Genomic DNA, 17,555 nt, shown 5'->3' with positions numbered 1-17,555 from the left:
TTTGTTCGACAAAAAAGGTGGTTTTTGCACTCTTAACTGCCTTGCCTTCATGACCGATAACTGTAAGACACTCGCTGTGTAAACTTCCCAAAAAACTGAAAGGCGTAGGTAAGTACGTATGAAATTCACATTAGATGAAACACAAAATAACCGTCTGCTCGCTGCTATTTTTCAAGAACTCGCTGTCATAGTCTTTGATCCGCAAAAAGAAGTTGTTTTCGCCAATGCCAACATGACTGATATCCTAGGGTACAGCCAAGAAGAAATCATTGGCTTGCCGCATCGGACCTTTTGTTTTGACCATTATGCTGCCAGTACGGATTACCAAGCTTTTTGGAATCAACTGCTGTACTCAAAGCAACGGTTTCAAGACAAAATCATCCGAAAAAACAAACAAGGAGAAAAACTGATTTTAGAAGGGATCTACTTCCCCGTCCTCGATGAGCAGCAAGAAGTCGTCAACGTCGTCAAAATCGCTTTTGACATTACCCAAAGAGAACAAGCCTTAGCGGTCACTATCAAAAAAGTGCAAGAAAGTGCTGCTTCCCTGACACGACTTTCTGCCAACGGGCATCAGCAAGTCGATCATTTGTCAGAAAACTTGGCGCAAGTCAAACGGCTGTCTGATCAAAATCAAGCAACGACCCATGCCTTAGAAATGGATAGCCAACAGGTGACAGCGGTGCTGCATGACATCGACCGCATTGCACAACAAACCAAACTGCTATCCTTCAACGCTTCCATCGAAACAGCACGGATCGGCGAACAAGCAGCTGGCTTTCGGGTAGTTGCCGATGAAATGCAAAAATTAGCCGAACAGACCAAGCAGTTGACCCAAACCATTGCCGCAACCATGCAAGCCATCAACCAACAAGCCTTAGTCGTGTTAGATAGTACCGAGTCGACGACTATGAAAATCAGTGATTCGCAAAAAAGTCTCGCTGCCGTTTTGCATTCTTACGACACGCTGCGAACGACGGCCAGTCTTTTAAACGATGAAGCCGAGTATTTAACAGAGACCAACAATGCTGAGTTGGAAACCACATGAAGTGAAAGAGAGCGCCGCTGTTTGCGACGCTCTCTTTGTTTTTTTGACCAATAAATTGATTCCCTATTTGATTTCATCGATACTCAGCACTAGCCAGTCTCCCACTCTTGCAGCAACTGCTGTAATTCTTGCAAAAATGATTGGGTCGCAAAGCCCAATGCTTGAAGAGGAACACGATATTCCTGTTGAATCACCAAAAAGCTACTAAACATTTTATGCTGGACCTCAAAACCGAGGTTTTTCCAAACAATCCAGGAAAAACTGACTATTCGTTTTTCTTTCTTTTCGTACGTGCACAAATACACTCGTTCAACGCCAAAAAGCAGTCCCGCATTCGCTTTCTTGCCAGTCATCTTTGACGTTAGCAACGCAAGAGGGGTCTCCGTTTCAGGCACTTGAAAACTAGCGAGGACTTGTCTTTGCCATTGCCTTGGTAGCACTTGTCTTTCTCCAGAAAAATAGAACAAAAAATTTTGCTCTTGCAAAAAAGCATTCAAACGAGTTTGTCGCTCCTTGACTGGATCGCGTGGCGCCCGCTGAATCAAAGACGTCTGATTCATTGCCGCTTGCTTTGACTGCTTGTGATTACTTGAACCCCCTGCCGCTGAGGAGTTTCCCAGGGGAAGAGGATCCATCGTTTGGTTGGCAGCAGCTGATTGACTGATTTTCTTCAGCAAAACAGCAAGGTGCGTCAACGAAAGCTGTTTTGCTGTCATAGGATTGGCATGCGGGCTTTTGGTAGGATCGAAGGACCGTTTGATCACCATTTTCCCACGACAATACAGACAAATCGCCGTGCCAGCGTCCCAATTGACTTCTAGTTCTCCTAAGCAGTGGGGGCATTGAATCGGAATAATATCCATTGAATCATCCTTTCGTTTCGATACAGGTATCGGAGCTATCCGTGGTAAAGATACGGATCGTATTCCAGCTGAAAAACGCCAGCAGCACTAGAAGCGATATGCCATAAAAACCGAAATACCAAGTCAGGAATGTTAAAAAAAGGATCAAGGCGAATTCATACGCCATGTTTTCCAGACTGCTGTAAAATACTGTCTGTCGGACGAGTTTCTTCCTACGCGTTTCAAAAGCTTTCTTCACTGCAGTTGCTGATGCATCCGATTGACTCAATGCCTGAGAAAGTTCTGCTTTGAATTTGCCGTACTCTGAGAAAAACTTGACCTCTGGTACGAGCAAGAAATACCAAGTCACAACACAAGCAATCAGCAAGATGACCGCTGAAACAATCAGACTAAAGGCAACGGCAGGCATTAAAAATCCACCAAAAAAAAGATTCAAGAACGTTCCTGAAAGCATACCTAACAATAAAAATATACAGAAAGAATTTCCAAGGATCCTGCTGGTTTTGGAAAAACTTTTCTTCACTTGCACCAGCTGTTCACATTCAGGAAGCTGGGTTGGAAAGAGACGTTCAGCATCGGTGCCATCAGCCACGAAAGAATAGGTTTGGTTTCCGTACTTGAATTCGCCAATGTAATAAGGAAAATACAGTTTTTCCGTATCACATTGTTTCGGAAAAAGAGTCAGTTGAACCTCATTGGCAACATCTGCTCCCACCAAATGGTCTTTGGCTTTTGCTTCAAAGACTTCCAATAGATGGGTATCAGCAAGTGCCGCTTCTCTGGAAATATCAAAATGCAGCACCTGAACGCCTTGGCTAAGTGCCGAAAACTGCTGCATATCCGTGCAATAGGCGGCTCCTTTTTGAAGATGTAGCGGCAGCTTACCATTGATACTGTAATCCGCTTCTTTTTGGGTATCTGTAGGGAAATATTCATTGAAAATTGTTGTATTCCCGCTGTTATGTAAAGAAATGTCGGCAGTAATGCGCCCACTCCCCCTCTGCTGTTCCTCGTGGACATAGCTCCCTCTCACTTGAGCATCATAAGCAATTTGAAAATAATACATCGGGATAAATACACGTTTTAGATGAACCATCTCTAGCTCAAAAAAGATACTTTCCGAGATGGTGTCTTGCCATGCTAGTCTATTTTTCAACGCCGCTTCACATGCCTTTTCATCATAGGCAAACGGATAAAATCCTTCTTTGACGGTCCCTTGAATGCGTGACAACTCTTTAAGCGAGACGACTTGTTTTGTTTGTTCCTGGTTTTTTTGTTCCGGTTTGATCAACAGCTCATTTAAACAATACTGACAGACTGCTTTCCCTGAGTCCCAATCAACTTCTAGACGTCCCAGACAGCTGGGGCATTGGATTTGGGTGATTTTCATTTTTTCTCCTTTTTATGAATCGTTTTTTCTTTTCAACAAGATGGTTTATCAAAGAAACCGAAGAATGTTCCAAATAAGGGTAACGACCACGACCACATAAGCGAGCGTATCGAGCCATTCATAAAATCTTCTGATTCTTGCAAGCTTCTTTTCACGCTTCTCGTAGTTTGCTAAAAAAGCGGTCCCAGCCGTTTTCTTACCTAATAATTCTCTTTGGCACTCATCTCTAAATTTTTGGGCTGTTTTGAGGTACTGTTCTTTTAGAAAGTGCAACACTATCCCCGATACTACCCAATAGATTGTAGTTGGCAGAGAACTCATGACAATCCCCCCTATGACAGCCCTAAATACTCTTCCGAGAGGGATCCATTCAGAAATGAATAGAGCCAAGATCATCAGGATCACACCTAACGTAAAAAAGAGTACGGAGGACCAGCCAAAAACCTTACGAGCTTTTGAAAAATTCGCAACCGTTTGATAGGTAGCTTGGAACTGTGGGATAATCGGCAGCTTCATTCGGTCAGGATCTTTGCCGTCGATCGCAAATTCAAAGGATTGCTCTTGGTACTTGAAGGTGCCCATATACAGGGGAAAGTAGAGCTCTTCTGTAGCACAGCTGATCAGGGAAAGATTTAGGTGCAGCTCTTTTAGATGATCGGCAGATTCTTTCTTCTGGATCACCGCATTCGCATGAGCTCTCAATTCCGCTTGTTTTTCAGAACCAAAGAGCGCCTGCTCTTGCTCAATATCAAAGGGAAAAACATGAATAGCATGTGCTGAGACTAGCTGTTGAAATTCCTTTTGATCGGTATTAAAGTGCGGTTTTCTTTTCATTTCATCATTGACCTCAAAGCTCTGAGGAATTTCTTGTTCGATCACCTCCGAACTGCCGCATTGATAGAGTATGACCGTCTCATCTGGATGGTCGCCGCGCTTCTTTTCCCACGTGGTCGTATAGCCGTCCCAAGCAATGGAATGGGTATCGTAGCCAAAGGCCCCCTCCCAGTGCATCGTATAGGTCACCTGAAATTCATAAATCGGAATAAAATATCGTTTTACCTCGCTGACTTCAAGATGAACGATAATGTCCTCAGGAACTGATTCCTGTTGGATCAGCCATTTTTTCAAGGCATTTGCTACCTCGTCTTCATTAAAGGCAAACGAATAAAACCCTTCTTTGACTTTTTGAAAAACTACGGGAGCCTGTTCATTCGAAGCTTCTTGCGTTTGTTTTGGCGGCGACTGTAGGACTGATTTAGTTAAGCAATATTGGCAGACTGCTTTTCCTGTCTCCCAGTCAACGGTTAACTGACCCAAGCAGCTGGGACATTGGATTTGTGTGATTTTCATTGCTACTCCTTTTGCACATACTGATTTTCTTATCAATGAAGTGGCTTAGTTGCACATGAGGGGGAATGTCTTTTTTATGGTGTTATTTGGGGGAAGCAGCGAAGGAAAGCCGCTTGTTTGCAGGTATTTGCTCGATTTCATCCGTTTGTTCAAAGCGTCTTTTTCCAGTAATGAAGTAAATACGTGTATTAGGACCAAAAGCTGTTTAGCAAAAAAAGCAAATACAAACGAAAAACAACTCTTTCTATATCATTTTATAATAAAAATTTCTGTAAATCTATTTATTATTGATAAAAATCTATCGGTTTGCTAGTTGAACTCCCTCCATACGTTCAGCAACCCTTGCTAGCCGGTTATTAATGGCGGATAAGTTAGGAAAAATGTTATAATTAAATTATTCACAAGAAAGGAAATGGAAAAAAGTATGGGGATATTTATTTTTGTTGTTGGTTTTTTGACAATGGTTGTAAGCGGAATCTTTTTTGTTCTTAGTTTGATCAAGAAAAAGCCGCTTCGCAACAAAATCGTTATTTTTATGGGTGGTTTTCTCTTATTGATTGGCGGAGCACTAATGACTCCAGCAGCAACACCGGACCTTCACGTAGATGAAGCAGAACTGGTTACCAACGAACAAGGCGAAGCGGCGATTACGGGTCAAACCAACCCAGAAGCGCAACTGACGATCAACGGGGTGGAGGTTTCGCTGGCGGACGAAACATTTTCTTACACCGTGCAACTTGAAGATGAAGAGGAACAGGAATTTACTCTCCAAGCCTCAATGGGTGGAAGCGCCAAAGAAGAAGTCGTCACCGTCAAACCTTCTCGCGCATTTCTAGCGAATTTACAAGCTGAAAGACAAGAACAAGCAGCACTGGAAAAAGCTGAGACGGCACTGGCGCTTGCCGAAACCCAGCCAAACCAAAAGAATTATGACGAAGCCGTGACGCTGATTCATGCTTTAAGTAAAACCTACGAAAATTTTGCTACCCGGCTAGCTGTAGTTGAAGAACACCTTGCCATCGGCAAAGCCCTTTATACCGCTGAAGCTTCTCTTGAGCGCAAGGATTTCGATCAGGCAAAAGAATTGGTCGCACAAGCGGTGTTGAACAAGGAAACGTTTGAAAGTCGGTTATCCACTGTAGAAACCAAGATTTCTGAGAAAGAAGCAGAAGCCCTCGTTGCAGAAGCTGTCCAAGCGGTGGAAGCGGCAGAGGCGGAGCCGACAAAAGATGCCCTTGCTCGTGCAGAAGATGCTGTCGCTCGTCTCAAGACCCCCGATGAGGAATTAACTACTCGAACGAAAACAGTGGCGCAAACGATCACTGCCAACGAACAAGCAGCCGCACAAGCTAAGGCGGAGGAAGAACGGCAGGCAGCCGCCGCTGTGCCAGAACAAAGCCAGCCAGCCACTGCTAGCAATCAAGCCCAAACGTCGGTCCTCGTTACACCAACAGGTTCGAAATATCATACGAGAAAATGCGGTAACGGTACCTACACGCCTGCAACTTTAGCAGAAGCGCAAAGTCGCGGACTTACTCCTTGCGCAAAATGTTTTCCGTAATAGCCACTAAATTTTACAACAAAAAAAGACAAACCTCATTTTTGTCTAAGGTTTGTCTGCAGTCTAAAGCGGTTGTCTCGTCGGAGGCAGCTGCTTTTTTGTCACTTGCTATTTCTCATCGTAAGAAAACTCGTACTCGTTTTGTTCATCATCGATCAGACGCTTGTCATTGTTGTCCACCATTTTGAATACTTTCTCAAAATCATCGCCAGTCATGCGCACTTCCTTTTTCTCTTGATCAATGATCACTTGGGCATTTGTCACTTCAAAGGTGTGCATAGTGCCGATGTCTGCCGCAGTCAGTGCTTTGCTTTTGGGAAACTCTGCTTGCAGTGTTTCGTTGATCTGCACTAATTGCGCCTCTTGTTCTTCTACCAATTCCGCAGGTTCCTGATTCGGATCGACCAAAAAACTCAGCGTTTTATTGACGGTGAGCTTTCCATCTTCCAAAACGTACAAGGCATTTTGTTGATGACTGTTGCTATTGGTCAATACTTGATTTGCAGCTGCAGAGTCAACCCCTGAGCGGCTGCAGCTTGCCAAAAAAAATAGCACCGCCAGACAAACGGTAGCAAACATTCTTCTACCTAACTTGCTTTTCGTTTTCATTTTTCCCCTCCTCGTTTTCCCTAAGTTTCCTTCTTTCATGATTTTTCGCAAACCCGTGGGTTTGTGTTTCCTGTCAAATTGAGTTATTTTCAGTATAGCATAAACAATTTGCTTTTATAGCTTTTTTTTATAGTGAGATTAATTTCACGCGCAAAAAAACCAACCTTGTCGAGACAAGATCGGCTTTCTTTAGGATTGATTCGTTGAGATCTTTGAACGTTCTCGCTGGGATATGATCGCTGCCTATTGTCCAATTAGTCCGACAACAAGCCCTAAAACGATCACTCCTAGAAACCCATTCACAAGGTGCAGCCCAACTAATTTACGGGACTGTCCCGAGTAAACAGCCATCACGAAGGTGGCGACCCCATACACCCCTAGCCACAATAAGCAAGCGACTTGCAAGGAGGTCATCAGCCAACCATCATGATCGAATGTGGCAAACCAATAGACGACTTGATAGGTCGCTGCCGATAAGAGAATCCCACCAACAATCGTGCCGCCAAAGGTAAAGAGCATGTCACCGGTCGTCATCTGCTGACCGTCCATCTTCTCTGCCATTCCTGATTCTTTCGCCCAAAACTTGCCCCACTTATGCATCGGGTTGTAAAGCAGACTTTCCACCACAACCCAGCTGAGGGTGCCGAAAATCAATGTCCAAAAATTAACCATTTTCGTATTCTCCTTTACTTTATTTTTAGCCATGTTCCTGAGAAGCGAAAAAATAGCCAAGCGGGCTGTTCCTTCTCCATCAGTTTATGCCTTAAGGGAGGGTTCTTCAACTTTTTCCACTGGTGTCCTCTATTTTTCGATGGTTCCAATAAAAACTAAGAAAAATGATCGTATACAGCAATGCGGTGAAACCTGTAACCGCTAATGGGTTAGTGATCAAGATTCCGGCAAACAGCAAAAGCAACGCAAGGATCGCCCCACCCAAAAAAATCGTATAGCCCATTTTCTTCTGCTTGCGTACCAAAACAAACGCCGCCACACTGATCAACAACCAAATCAGTAATACAGTATACGACAGGGAGCCTGCCAGATAATTGAAGAGTTTGTCGCCTAAAAAGTAAGAAAGAACGACTCCAAGATATAAAGTACCGCTGCAAAACATGATCGCTCGTTGGGGCACGCTGTTTTTATTCAGCATCGTGAAGCGGCTTTTTTTCTGGCCATTGTTGCTTAACCGGAAAAACAACGTTCTTGAAGAAGCATAGACCCCAGAATTGATGGAGGAAAACAAGGCCAAAATGATCACTAAATTAACGATGTCGGAAGCAAAAGGCACATGGATTTTTTGAAACACCATTACAAAGGGACTGACATTTGGATCTGCTAATTGATTCCACGGATAAATGATCAGTAAAAGAAACATGGGAATGATGTAAAAAGCGGCAATCCGAGTCATTACTCCTTTGATTGCTTGAGGGATCGCTTTTTTGGGATTTTCTGCTTCACTAATCGTGATGGCTACTAACTCAGAACCGCCATACGAATAGATTACGACCAATAAAGAATTGATAAATCCTTTGAGACCGTGAGGGGCAAAACCACCATAGTCTGTCATTTGTCTCATCGTCGGTAAAAAGCCCAGATCAAAGACTTGCGTGGCAACCAGATAGAGACCCACCAAGATCAGCACAATCACCACACTGATTTTGGCCCACGAAAGCCAGTATTCCGTTTCTGCAAACAAGCGGACCGAAAACAAATTGATGATGGTCGTGAGTAGTGCCAAAATCAAAACAAAGATCCAAGCTGGAATATTGGGAAACCACAGCTGCAAAAAGCTTGCGGCAGCAACTGCTTCGGCGATGATGTTGATCATCCACATTGACCAGTAGATCCAATCAATGAAATCAGCTGTATGCAAGCCAAGATACGGCTGGACTAAGCCCGAAAGGCCATGTTGTTTTTGGTCAGATAAAACCAACTGTCCCAGTCCTGTCATGACGACAAATAAGATCAGCCCACAAAAAATAAACGCTAGCAAGACCGCAGGCCCCGCTAACTGGATCGCTTCCCCACTGCCTTTGAATAGGCCGGCACCGATTGCGCCACCTAGTGCCAACATAGTGATGTGTCTGGTTTTCATCTGTTTTTTTAATTGATTTTTTTCTGTCATACGTTCCTCCTCGAAAACCGTTGATCCTTCATACACGGTGATTCTCTCACTGTTGCTATTTTTAATTATATGAATGATTTTTTTTAACTACCTCATAGAGAATACCAGACGTTTCTACTATTGCAACTAAGAATCGAAAAAATTATCTATTTTTTCTGAAAATTCTATCATCCTCTAATCTTTTTCACCCAAATCAAATCTTGGCGAACTTTTCTTTAGGTGAAGGTACTAAAAAAAGCCATCTCCCAACTTGTGGGAAATGACTTTCTGTCCGTTTCTTCAAGCAGGCTCGATGATCAATGGGTCGTAACCAACTCGTCTTTGATAGCGTCAGGGAGATCCTGCTCGGTCACCTCTTGATACGACTCCACATGTTTGCCTTTTGCATCAAGCTCTAGGTAGGCATTTTCTTTTAATTTTTGTGGTGCCCAAAACGTGATTTTTATTTTTTGTCCATCTTCATTGATTCCTTCTTGCGTATATTCATAGGCATCATGTTCTTGCGGCACGCCATACTCATCGGATGTTTTGACATAAACCTTTTTCTCCGGTACGAAAGGATTGAAACGATCCACCAGCTGAACCAGTTCGCTGGAATCATCTTTCGTAAAATAAGACCATGTAACCAATGTGACGGTCCCGATCGTTAACACGAGCAGGATCATACTAATTGCTTTTTTCAAGTGATTGTCCTCCGTTTTTTCTATCTACCTTCAGTATAAAAAAACAAGCGATAAATATAATCAAACTTAAGACGTATTTTTCCGTCGGTCATTGTGACTAAGGTATCAATGGAATATTTCCTGCTTTTTCCACCTAAATGTATAGACAAACAACTAAGTTACTCCTACAAAAACGTCCCTTCTCACAGGAAGACCAGACTGTTTAATAAGTATCGTGATTTTTCATTCTTTGTAGTAAACTAAACTGCAACAACTTACTTTTAAATACTCATGATTGAAAACTATAGAAAATCGAGGTGTCCCATGCTAGAAATTAAACTGATCGATCAAGAACACCAAGCTGATATCCGCTTGAAAAACGAACCCTTCTCCTTATGGGGGAAAATGCTGCCGTCTTATAATGAGGGCAACTGGCAGTACACGATCTGTAAATTTGCACCTGAAGACATTCAGACGATGCGTTTCCCAGATGAAAATTATTGCTATGATGAAATGAGCCGAAACAGTCTGTTTATCGGTGCTTATGATGATGGAAAATGCATCGGCTTAGCGATCGTTCAAGACGCTTTTTTCAAGTATCTGTACCTCTATGACTTAAAGGTCAACACAGACTACCACAAGCAAGGAATCGGTCAACTGTTGATCCAACAGGCACTGAAAGCGGCCCTTGCCAAAGACTATCGCGGCATCTATACACAAGCGCAGGACAACAATCCTTCTGCCTGTCTGTTTTACTTGCGAGCAGGCTTTCGTATCGGAGGCCTGGATACGGAGGTGTACAAAGGAACCAATCAGGAAGGCAAAAGTGACATTTTGTTTTATTTGGATGCAGCGGAAACGGCTGTCAAAAAATAGCTGAAAAAAGAAAAAAATTCCTCCTGCCAGATGGTACACTTAAGGCAACAATGTTTTAGAAGGTGAGGAAGAAGAATGTACGTAGGATTTGATATTGGCGGAACAAGTATTAAATATGGGGTTTTAGATGAAACCGGAGTGATCCTTGAAAAATCAGCGATCCCCACTAGCTATGAGCCAGCCCAGTTTTATCAGGATCTACTCACGATCATCGAAGATGCCCAGAGCCGCCACACGATTGATGGCATTGGGATCAGTGCCCCAGGGATCGTTCAAAAAGACGGGTTTATGTTAACGGCTGGAGCCATCAAATCGTTATATGGTGAAAATTTTAAAGCAGTCTTGGAAGCGCGTACAGGATTGCCGGTGGCGGTGGAAAATGATGCCAATGCAGCAGCGATTGCTGAAAAATGGATCGGGAATGCGCAAGAGGTAGCCAACTATTTGTGTCTTGTCCTAGGCACTGGTGTAGGCGGTGGGATCGTGATCAATAATCAAGTCTACCGAGGTGCTCATGGCATGGCTGGTGAATTTGGCTGGATGGTGATTGATCAGCTGCCAGAAGAAGGCAATATCGAGGAAAGTTCCATCAATAAAAAAACTGCCGTCGTGGGCGGCTTGATTCGCCTCTACAATTTATCTGGCGCAGCAGTTCCTGGCTTTGAACCCACCCAAGACGCCAAAGAGATTTTTGACCGCGCGCAGCAAGGCGAAGCGTTGGCGCTGAAGCTGACGGACCAATTTCTAACGGATTTATCTGTAGGACTGATCAATTTGATTAGCTGTTTTGACCCAGAATTGGTATTGATCGGCGGCGGCATCAGTGCCAATCCTTATTTCTGGGAACGCCTGCAGGCTCGCTTGACGATCACGGAAACACGGCATGAAGCGATTAATTATTTGCGCGGACAAACCATCGCGCCTGTTCGTCCAGCGAAACTAAAAAACGATGCCGGCTTGATCGGCGCAGTCTATCAGATCCACCAACAGCTGCACCGTTAAAAGTTCGGATATGCTATACTGGTGTAAATTGATTATCTAGGACAGCGAGGAACCAGCATGGCGCTTTTTGAACAATTAAACTTGAACAAGCTCTCTGCGGTAGAACAAGAAATCTACCGTTTTATCGTCAATCACTTAGAAAAGATCCCGTATATGCGTGTGCGCGACATTGCCGATGATGCTCATGTCTCTTCGACTTCGGTCTTTCGTTTTATTCAAAAAGTCGGCTTTCAGTCGTTTCCAGAATTTCGCTTCTATATCAAAAATCATTTAGAAAAAGCCCATTTTGACGCGCATCCTGAACACTTAGGTTTAGAAGCGCGCATCAAAGGCTTGAATATGCAGATCTTCCACCCTGATGCGGAATACCAAATACGAAAACTTGCCGAAGCGATGCGGGATGCCGATTTGATCTTATTTATGGGGATGGGGGCATCCGGTGCGATCGCGCAATACGTTGCCCGCAAGCTAGCCAGTCTCGGTTACTTTAGTATCAGCATTGATGAGCTGACCTACCCAATCAAAAGCTTTTTGCGAAAAGATCAAAAAAATGTTTTGGTTTTTCTGAGTGTCTCTGGTGAAACCAAAGAACTGATCGAAGTCATTACCGGTTTAGACAATCAAGCGATCGTGCAGAAATACTGCATTACCCCTAATCGGGAAAGTACGTTGGCACGCCTGTGCGATTATTCGATCGAGTATGCGATCAAAGAGGAACGCAAAGACATCTTTCTTGATTTGACTAGTCAATTGCCTTCAGTAGCGATTTTAGAAACACTGATCGGCTATTTACAAGATTATCGTTCCAACCCTTGATGGTTCAGTTTACTGAACCATCTTTTTTTGTAACACTGTGTTCCGGATGCGGAATTTTTTTCATTTCTTGAGAGATATGTACGGAATCCGTATCCGCTTACTTTTAGCCGCTTTCATTCGCTATAATGATGGCATCAATTAAGGAAAGGTGTTATTATTATGCAAAAATTCAATGACCTGTTAGACCGCTCGTTGGTACCAATCGCAACAAAGTTGAACAATCAACGCCACGTAGCAGCGATCCGGGATGCATTCATGCTGATTTTCCCACTGACCATCGCTTCTTCTCTCGTTATTTTGGTCAACAATATTTTATTTTCCAATGAAAGTTTCATCGTGCAATTATTTCAACTGAATCGGCTTTTTCCTAATCTGGAAAGCGCCCAGCAAGTTCTAGCTTCCGTGGCGAACGGGACCATCAACATCATGAGTTTATTCATTGCGTTTCTTGTTGCCCAACTTTTAGCCAAGCATTTCCAAGCAGATGCTACGCTAGTTGGTTTGACAAGTGTCGCTGCCTTTATGATCTTGTACCCGACCTCCTTTGCAGTAGATGATGTCAATGTGATCTCCACACAATATTTAGGCGCCCAAGGGTTGTTTGTAGCTATGATCGTGGCTTGTTTGGTCGGTGAATTCTTACCGAAGCTTTTCAAGGTCAAACGATTGCAGATCAAAATGCCTGAAATGGTACCACCAGCTGTTTCCCGTTCCTTTTCTGGCATGATTCCGATCGTGATCATCGTGGCAGTCACTGCTTTGATCAATTTCTTAGTTTTGATGATCGCGCCAGAAGGCATCAATGAACTTATTTACAACGGGATCCAAAGTCCATTGCGGGATCTGGGGGGCAATGTCGTCGGTGTCTTGATCTTGGCATTTTTGCAAACCACGTTGTTTGCGATTGGGATCCATGGACCAAACACATTGAATGCGGTTCGTTCAGCGATTTTTACCGAACAAGATCTAGCTAACCTAGACTTTATCAACCAGGGCGGCTCCTTGTGGGACGTTCCTTACAAAGAAACCTGGGGCGTTTTAAATGATATGTTCGCAAATATGGGCGGAACTGGTATGACATTGGGCTTGATCATTGCGATCTTCATCGCTTCAAAACGTCCAGAACAACGTGAGATCGCTAAGATGTCCTTAGTTCCAGGAATTTTCCAAATCAATGAACCGATGATCTTCGGTCTACCGATCGTCTTGAATCCAATCATGATCATTCCGTTTATTTTGACACCAATGGTCAATATTTTGGTGGGTTATTTTGTCACTGTTGTCTGGCCGATCATGCCGACCCCAGCGATTGGGGTACCATGGACGACCCCAGGAATCATTAATCTATTTTTAGGAACTGGAGGAAATGCGATCGCTGCGGTTGTCGGTGTCGTTTGTCTTGCGATTTCGGTCTTGATCTATTTGCCTTTCGTGATCGCCTCTAACCGTTCCCAGAAAGTAGAATTATAAGCAAACGAATGAGTCGAGGAGGAATGAAATTTATGTCCGCAAAAATGCCGAAAGATTTTTTATGGGGCGGCGCGATCGCTGCCCATCAAGCGGAAGGCGCTTGGAATGTTGCTGGCCGTGGAATGAGTACCGCCGATGTCATGACGGCCGGTGGCAACGGTATTCCCCGTAAAATCACCAAAGGAGTCATTGAAGGGGAATATTACCCGAACCATGAAGCCATTGACTTTTATCACCGTTACAAAGAAGATATCCAGTTATTCAAAGAACTGGGCTTGAAATGTCTACGGACATCGATTTCTTGGAGCCGGATCTATCCAACTGGAACAGAAGAAGAACCAAATGAAGCCGGTCTCCAATACTACGATGATCTTTTCGACGAATTGCAGGCAAATGGCATCGAACCCGTCATCACTTTGTCTCACTTTGAAATGCCTTATGCCCTCTATGAAGAATTTGGTGGGTTTGCTAACAAAGAAGTGATTCCCCTCTTTGTCAAATTCGCTAAGACTGTTTTTCAACGGTATCATGACAAAGTGACGTATTGGATGACTTTCAATGAGATCAATAATCAAGCAGATGGGCAAGAGCCGCTGCACGTTTGGACCAATTCTGCCATGATCATCGAGGATGACAGTCAAAAAGAAGCACTCGTCTTTCAAGCGGGCGTCAATGAGTTGATTGCCAGTGCGGCAGCCGTGATCGAAGGCAAAAAAATCAATCCAGAGTTTCAGATTGGTTGTATGATGGCCTATGTCCCGGTCTACCCCTACTCTTGTGCGCCAGCTGATTTGATGGCATCCGTCAAAGCCAATGAACGGCGCTATTTTTACAGCGACGTCCACGTACGAGGCAAGATCCCAACCTATGTGCAAAAATATTGGGCAAAAAAAGGCATCACGATTGAGATCACGCCCGAGGAACAAGCGCTATTAAAAGCGGGAACCGTTGATTATATTGGGTTCAGCTATTACATGTCAGGAACGATCTCAACCCTTGATGAAGTGGCTGGCACACCAACTGAGGATATCCCGGGAGCAAAAATCGTGAGTAATCCTTATATCAGTGCTTCTGATTGGGGCTGGCCTATCGATCCAGTCGGGTTGCGCTATGTGTTAAATACGATCTATCAACGCTATGACTTGCCGCTATTTATCGTAGAAAATGGCTTTGGTGCTTACGATCAATTAACCAATGAACAGCAAGTCCATGATGACTACCGCATCACTTACCTGAAAGAGCATATCGAACAGATGGAAAAAGCGGTGGTTGAAGATGGTGTACCGCTATTAGGTTATACGCCTTGGGGGATCATTGATATCGTCAGCTTCGGCAGCGGCGAAATGGAGAAACGCTATGGCATGATCTATGTCGACAAAGACAATACCGGCAAAGGAACCTTGAATCGTTTGAAAAAAGATTCCTTTGCGTGGTACCAGCAAGTAATCGCCTCTAATGGTGAAACGCTCTAATTACTGCTTCCATGACTAACACAAAAACCGCCCCCTCGTTTCGCCATCCTCCTTTTTACATTAGGAGCCTGGCAACGAGGGGCGGTTTTCTTATTAAAGAGGTGCGCCATTGCGAGGATGGCTTTTCTTATCATCACTAAACACTACCTCGATGCTTGTGGTACACTATAGCTATTCATTTACTTTTACGTTAAGGAGGAACTGCATGAAGCCGATATTTCGTCCAATCCAATCTCAAGATGATGCGCCATTAGCTGCTATCATTCGCAAAAGCTTGACCAACCACCAGTTGGCGGTTCCAGGAACTGCCTATTTTGATCCCGAGTTAGACCACTTAAGTGAATTTTATGCAGCAGATCCTGCTAGCCGCCATTATTTTGTCGTCACCGATGAATCGGGTACCCTTTTAGGCGGCGGTGGTCTTGCCGCTTATGATTCAGAAGGGCAAATCGCCGAGCTGCAAAAATTTTATCTTAGTGATGCCGCCAAAGGGCAGCGTCTCAGCTATCCCCTGCTGGCGAAGATCGAGGCCAAAGCTTTTGAACTAGGCTATCGGCAACTCTATTTAGAATCCCATCATTCTTTAGAAGCTGCCTTGCATGTCTATCAAAAAGCCGGCTATCGCGCATTGTCCCAGCCACTATTGGCGGCACAGCATACCACGATGGATCGCTTTTATGTGAAAACACTCGTTGAAGAAAACGAATAGAACAGCAGCCATTCCTTGATCGCTAGGAATGGCTGCTTTTACGTTATCCTTGTCCATAATAAGCATGTTCGCCATGCTTGCGGAAATAATGTTTATCCAGCAAATAATCAGCGATCGGTGTTCGCTCTAAGGTCAAAGCTTCGGTACCTAGTGCCATTTCTGCAACCTCTTCTAAAACAATACTATTGCTGACCGCTTGTTCCGCAGATTGCCCCCAAGTAAAGGGACCGTGTCCCGCTGTGAGGACAGCTGGGCATGCAAGCGGATCTAATCCCCGCTTTTCAAACGTCTCGACAATGACTTTGCCGGTTTCTTTTTCATAGTCTGCCGTTACCTCAGAGGCCCGTAATGGTCGTGTACAAGGGACACTACCATAAAAAGTATCCGCATGCGTCGTTCCATATGCAGGAATGTCTCGCTGTGCTTGCGCCCATTTTACCGCATTTGTCGAATGCGTATGGACGATCGCCTTGACGCCTTCGAAGTGCTTATACAATAGCGCATGGGTTTTGATATCCGAGGAAGGCTTCAACGTCTTCGCCTCTTTCGGTGTTCCCGTTAAGTCGCAAACCACCATTGAATCAACCGTCATCTTCTTATAATCAACACCACTTGGTTTAATGACGATGATCCCTAAATCTCGATCAATCTCACTAACATTTCCCCAAGTCAGCTTTACTAGCCCTTCCTCAGGTAGTCTCTTATTGGCTTGATAAACTCGCTCTTTCATCAATTGAAGCTGATTGATCAAGGTAACCGACCTCCTTTAGTTTTGGTAATAAATATGCTTTGGCTTGTTCAATCTCCCCAATCGGGTCAGCGCTCGTCTCACTCCACATCTCGATGACAAAAGAACCGTTATAATTCAACCGCTTCAGCGTGCGTAAGCAGCCATCAAAATCAACACACCCAGTGCCAAACGGTACTTCTTTAAACTTTCCTCGAAACTTATCTGAGACCGCCAATGTATCTTTCAAATGAATCTGGGTAATCTCGCAAATGCCTTTTTCTAATTCATAACCGACATCATTTTCTGGCCAGGCCGACAGGTTCCCGACATCTGGATAGACTTGTAGATAGGGTGAAGGGATCTGCTCCTTGATCCGTAAATACTTTGAGATAGAATTCAGAAACGGATCATCCATGATCTCTAGTGACAAAACGACCCCCTTTTCAGACGCCCTGGCGACGGCTTCTTTTAGATTGGCAATGAACCATTCGCGGCTACAAAGACTTTTTTCCTCATAATACACATCGTATCCGGCTAATTGGATGCAGCGAATACCCAAATCTGAAGCCAAGTCGATGGCTTTTTCCATCAGATGCATCGCGTGCTTGCGCTTTTTTTCATCGATCGAACCAAAGGGAAACCGCCGATGTCCACTGAGACATAAAGACAAGATTTTGATCCCCGAGTCATAGATTGCCTCGACGATCTCTTTGCGCTGTGCTTGGTTCCACTCTAGGCGTGCCAAGCGTTCATCGGATTCATCGATGGACATTTCAATGAAGTCGAAACCTCGGTCTTTGACAAACTGCAATCGTTTCGGCCAAGAAAGGGCTTTGGGTGTTGCTTTTTCATATAGACCGATCAAACTCATA

17 protein-coding genes are annotated in these 17,555 nt (G+C 44.1%); 8 read left to right on the top strand and 9 right to left on the bottom strand.

Annotation, left to right across the window (positions count from 1 at the left end; all coding sequences use genetic code 11):
* Positions 1-118: 118 nt before the first annotated feature.
* Positions 119-1,048, top strand: coding sequence for a methyl-accepting chemotaxis protein (locus tag IGJ01_RS00940; protein WP_008376493.1), 930 nt, complete (start codon positions 119-121; stop codon positions 1,046-1,048).
* Positions 1,049-1,137: 89 nt separating this feature from the next.
* Here the strand turns inward: IGJ01_RS00940 and IGJ01_RS00935 are convergent, their stop codons facing one another.
* The 3 genes from IGJ01_RS00935 to IGJ01_RS00925 are packed head-to-tail and all read right to left on the bottom strand — an operon-like array spanning position 1,138 to position 4,651.
* The gene (locus IGJ01_RS00935; RefSeq protein ID WP_429970065.1) at positions 1,138-1,911 is read right to left on the bottom strand and encodes a hypothetical protein; all 774 of its coding nucleotides are present in this window, start codon (positions 1,909-1,911) and stop codon (positions 1,138-1,140) included.
* Positions 1,912-1,915: 4 nt separating this feature from the next.
* Positions 1,916-3,301: a hypothetical protein gene (locus IGJ01_RS00930; RefSeq protein WP_077453065.1), complete on the bottom strand. Its 1,386-nt coding sequence runs from the start codon at positions 3,299-3,301 to the stop codon at positions 1,916-1,918.
* A gap of 48 nt (positions 3,302-3,349) precedes the next feature.
* Positions 3,350-4,651, bottom strand: a complete 1,302-nt coding sequence (locus IGJ01_RS00925) for a hypothetical protein (RefSeq protein WP_430601304.1) — start codon at positions 4,649-4,651, stop codon at positions 3,350-3,352.
* Positions 4,652-5,075: 424 nt separating this feature from the next.
* Here IGJ01_RS00925 and IGJ01_RS00920 point away from each other — a divergent pair, with 424 nt between their 5' ends.
* The gene (locus tag IGJ01_RS00920) at positions 5,076-6,212 is read left to right on the top strand and encodes a serine protease (protein ID WP_430601303.1); all 1,137 of its coding nucleotides are present in this window, start codon (positions 5,076-5,078) and stop codon (positions 6,210-6,212) included.
* 108 nt (positions 6,213-6,320) lie between these two features.
* Here IGJ01_RS00920 and IGJ01_RS00915 read toward each other — a convergent pair whose 3' ends face one another.
* The 4 genes from IGJ01_RS00915 to IGJ01_RS00900 all read right to left on the bottom strand — a co-directional run bounded on the left by IGJ01_RS00915 (position 6,321) and on the right by IGJ01_RS00900 (position 9,611).
* A complete protein-coding gene (locus IGJ01_RS00915) occupies positions 6,321-6,821 on the bottom strand; it encodes a hypothetical protein (protein WP_061053579.1) in 501 nt (166 codons plus the stop codon).
* A gap of 243 nt (positions 6,822-7,064) precedes the next feature.
* Positions 7,065-7,493: a DUF1761 domain-containing protein gene (locus tag IGJ01_RS00910; RefSeq protein WP_008376507.1), complete on the bottom strand. Its 429-nt coding sequence runs from the start codon at positions 7,491-7,493 to the stop codon at positions 7,065-7,067.
* 106 nt (positions 7,494-7,599) lie between these two features.
* Entirely contained in the window at positions 7,600-8,946 is a 1,347-nt protein-coding gene (locus IGJ01_RS00905; RefSeq protein WP_430601302.1) for an amino acid permease, read from the bottom strand.
* Between the two features lie 296 nt (positions 8,947-9,242).
* A complete protein-coding gene (locus IGJ01_RS00900) occupies positions 9,243-9,611 on the bottom strand; it encodes a YxeA family protein (RefSeq protein WP_016619558.1) in 369 nt (122 codons plus the stop codon).
* 321 nt (positions 9,612-9,932) lie between these two features.
* Between IGJ01_RS00900 and IGJ01_RS00895 the strand changes: the two genes are divergently transcribed.
* From IGJ01_RS00895 to IGJ01_RS00870, 6 genes are all read left to right on the top strand, one after another.
* Positions 9,933-10,484, top strand: a complete 552-nt coding sequence (locus tag IGJ01_RS00895; protein ID WP_430601301.1) for a GNAT family N-acetyltransferase — start codon at positions 9,933-9,935, stop codon at positions 10,482-10,484.
* Positions 10,485-10,559: 75 nt separating this feature from the next.
* Entirely contained in the window at positions 10,560-11,486 is a 927-nt protein-coding gene (locus tag IGJ01_RS00890; protein ID WP_005232693.1) for an ROK family protein, read from the top strand.
* Positions 11,487-11,543: 57 nt separating this feature from the next.
* Positions 11,544-12,302, top strand: a complete 759-nt coding sequence (locus IGJ01_RS00885; RefSeq protein ID WP_005232695.1) for a MurR/RpiR family transcriptional regulator — start codon at positions 11,544-11,546, stop codon at positions 12,300-12,302.
* A 159-nt stretch (positions 12,303-12,461) separates the two neighbouring features.
* Positions 12,462-13,772: a PTS sugar transporter subunit IIC gene (locus tag IGJ01_RS00880; protein WP_008376519.1), complete on the top strand. Its 1,311-nt coding sequence runs from the start codon at positions 12,462-12,464 to the stop codon at positions 13,770-13,772.
* A gap of 32 nt (positions 13,773-13,804) precedes the next feature.
* Positions 13,805-15,244 (top strand): 6-phospho-beta-glucosidase, encoded by a 1,440-nt coding sequence (locus IGJ01_RS00875; protein ID WP_034872089.1) that lies wholly within the window; start codon positions 13,805-13,807, stop codon positions 15,242-15,244.
* A 205-nt stretch (positions 15,245-15,449) separates the two neighbouring features.
* Positions 15,450-15,953, top strand: coding sequence for a GNAT family N-acetyltransferase (locus IGJ01_RS00870; protein ID WP_005232701.1), 504 nt, complete (start codon positions 15,450-15,452; stop codon positions 15,951-15,953).
* A gap of 43 nt (positions 15,954-15,996) precedes the next feature.
* Here IGJ01_RS00870 and araD read toward each other — a convergent pair whose 3' ends face one another.
* A complete protein-coding gene (gene araD, locus IGJ01_RS00865; protein WP_016611578.1) occupies positions 15,997-16,683 on the bottom strand; it encodes an L-ribulose-5-phosphate 4-epimerase AraD in 687 nt (228 codons plus the stop codon).
* Positions 16,655-17,554, bottom strand: coding sequence for an L-ribulose-5-phosphate 3-epimerase (locus IGJ01_RS00860; protein WP_016611579.1), 900 nt, complete (start codon positions 17,552-17,554; stop codon positions 16,655-16,657). Before IGJ01_RS00860 ends, araD begins: the two co-directional genes overlap by 29 nt.
* Between the last annotated feature and the right edge of the window lies 1 nt (position 17,555).

The sequence above is a fragment of the Enterococcus sp. AZ089 genome (assembly GCF_050547225.1).
Lineage (GTDB): Bacteria > Bacillota > Bacilli > Lactobacillales > Enterococcaceae > Enterococcus_D > Enterococcus_D entomosocium.
Note: the sequence above shows the minus strand (reverse complement) of the source record. Positions and strands in the feature narration are given on the sequence as shown.

What these genes read in the sequence shown, in the direction of transcription:
- IGJ01_RS00860 (WP_016611579.1), bottom strand. Translation starts at nt 17,554, where the DNA reads ATGAGTTTGATCGGTCTATATGAAAAAGCAACACCCAAAGCCCTTTCT.
- IGJ01_RS00870 (WP_005232701.1), top strand. Translation starts at nt 15,450, where the DNA reads ATGAAGCCGATATTTCGTCCAATCCAATCTCAAGATGATGCGCCATTA.
- IGJ01_RS00930 (WP_077453065.1), bottom strand. Translation starts at nt 3,301, where the DNA reads ATGAAAATCACCCAAATCCAATGCCCCAGCTGTCTGGGACGTCTAGAA.
- IGJ01_RS00920 (WP_430601303.1), top strand. Translation starts at nt 5,076, where the DNA reads ATGGGGATATTTATTTTTGTTGTTGGTTTTTTGACAATGGTTGTAAGC.
- araD (WP_016611578.1), bottom strand. Translation starts at nt 16,683, where the DNA reads ATGAAAGAGCGAGTTTATCAAGCCAATAAGAGACTACCTGAGGAAGGG.
- IGJ01_RS00880 (WP_008376519.1), top strand. Translation starts at nt 12,462, where the DNA reads ATGCAAAAATTCAATGACCTGTTAGACCGCTCGTTGGTACCAATCGCA.
- IGJ01_RS00915 (WP_061053579.1), bottom strand. Translation starts at nt 6,821, where the DNA reads ATGAAAACGAAAAGCAAGTTAGGTAGAAGAATGTTTGCTACCGTTTGT.
- IGJ01_RS00890 (WP_005232693.1), top strand. Translation starts at nt 10,560, where the DNA reads ATGTACGTAGGATTTGATATTGGCGGAACAAGTATTAAATATGGGGTT.
- IGJ01_RS00900 (WP_016619558.1), bottom strand. Translation starts at nt 9,611, where the DNA reads ATGATCCTGCTCGTGTTAACGATCGGGACCGTCACATTGGTTACATGG.
- IGJ01_RS00935 (WP_429970065.1), bottom strand. Translation starts at nt 1,911, where the DNA reads ATGGATATTATTCCGATTCAATGCCCCCACTGCTTAGGAGAACTAGAA.
- IGJ01_RS00940 (WP_008376493.1), top strand. Translation starts at nt 119, where the DNA reads ATGAAATTCACATTAGATGAAACACAAAATAACCGTCTGCTCGCTGCT.
- IGJ01_RS00875 (WP_034872089.1), top strand. Translation starts at nt 13,805, where the DNA reads ATGTCCGCAAAAATGCCGAAAGATTTTTTATGGGGCGGCGCGATCGCT.
- IGJ01_RS00910 (WP_008376507.1), bottom strand. Translation starts at nt 7,493, where the DNA reads ATGGTTAATTTTTGGACATTGATTTTCGGCACCCTCAGCTGGGTTGTG.
- IGJ01_RS00885 (WP_005232695.1), top strand. Translation starts at nt 11,544, where the DNA reads ATGGCGCTTTTTGAACAATTAAACTTGAACAAGCTCTCTGCGGTAGAA.
- IGJ01_RS00895 (WP_430601301.1), top strand. Translation starts at nt 9,933, where the DNA reads ATGCTAGAAATTAAACTGATCGATCAAGAACACCAAGCTGATATCCGC.
- IGJ01_RS00905 (WP_430601302.1), bottom strand. Translation starts at nt 8,946, where the DNA reads ATGACAGAAAAAAATCAATTAAAAAAACAGATGAAAACCAGACACATC.
- IGJ01_RS00925 (WP_430601304.1), bottom strand. Translation starts at nt 4,651, where the DNA reads ATGAAAATCACACAAATCCAATGTCCCAGCTGCTTGGGTCAGTTAACC.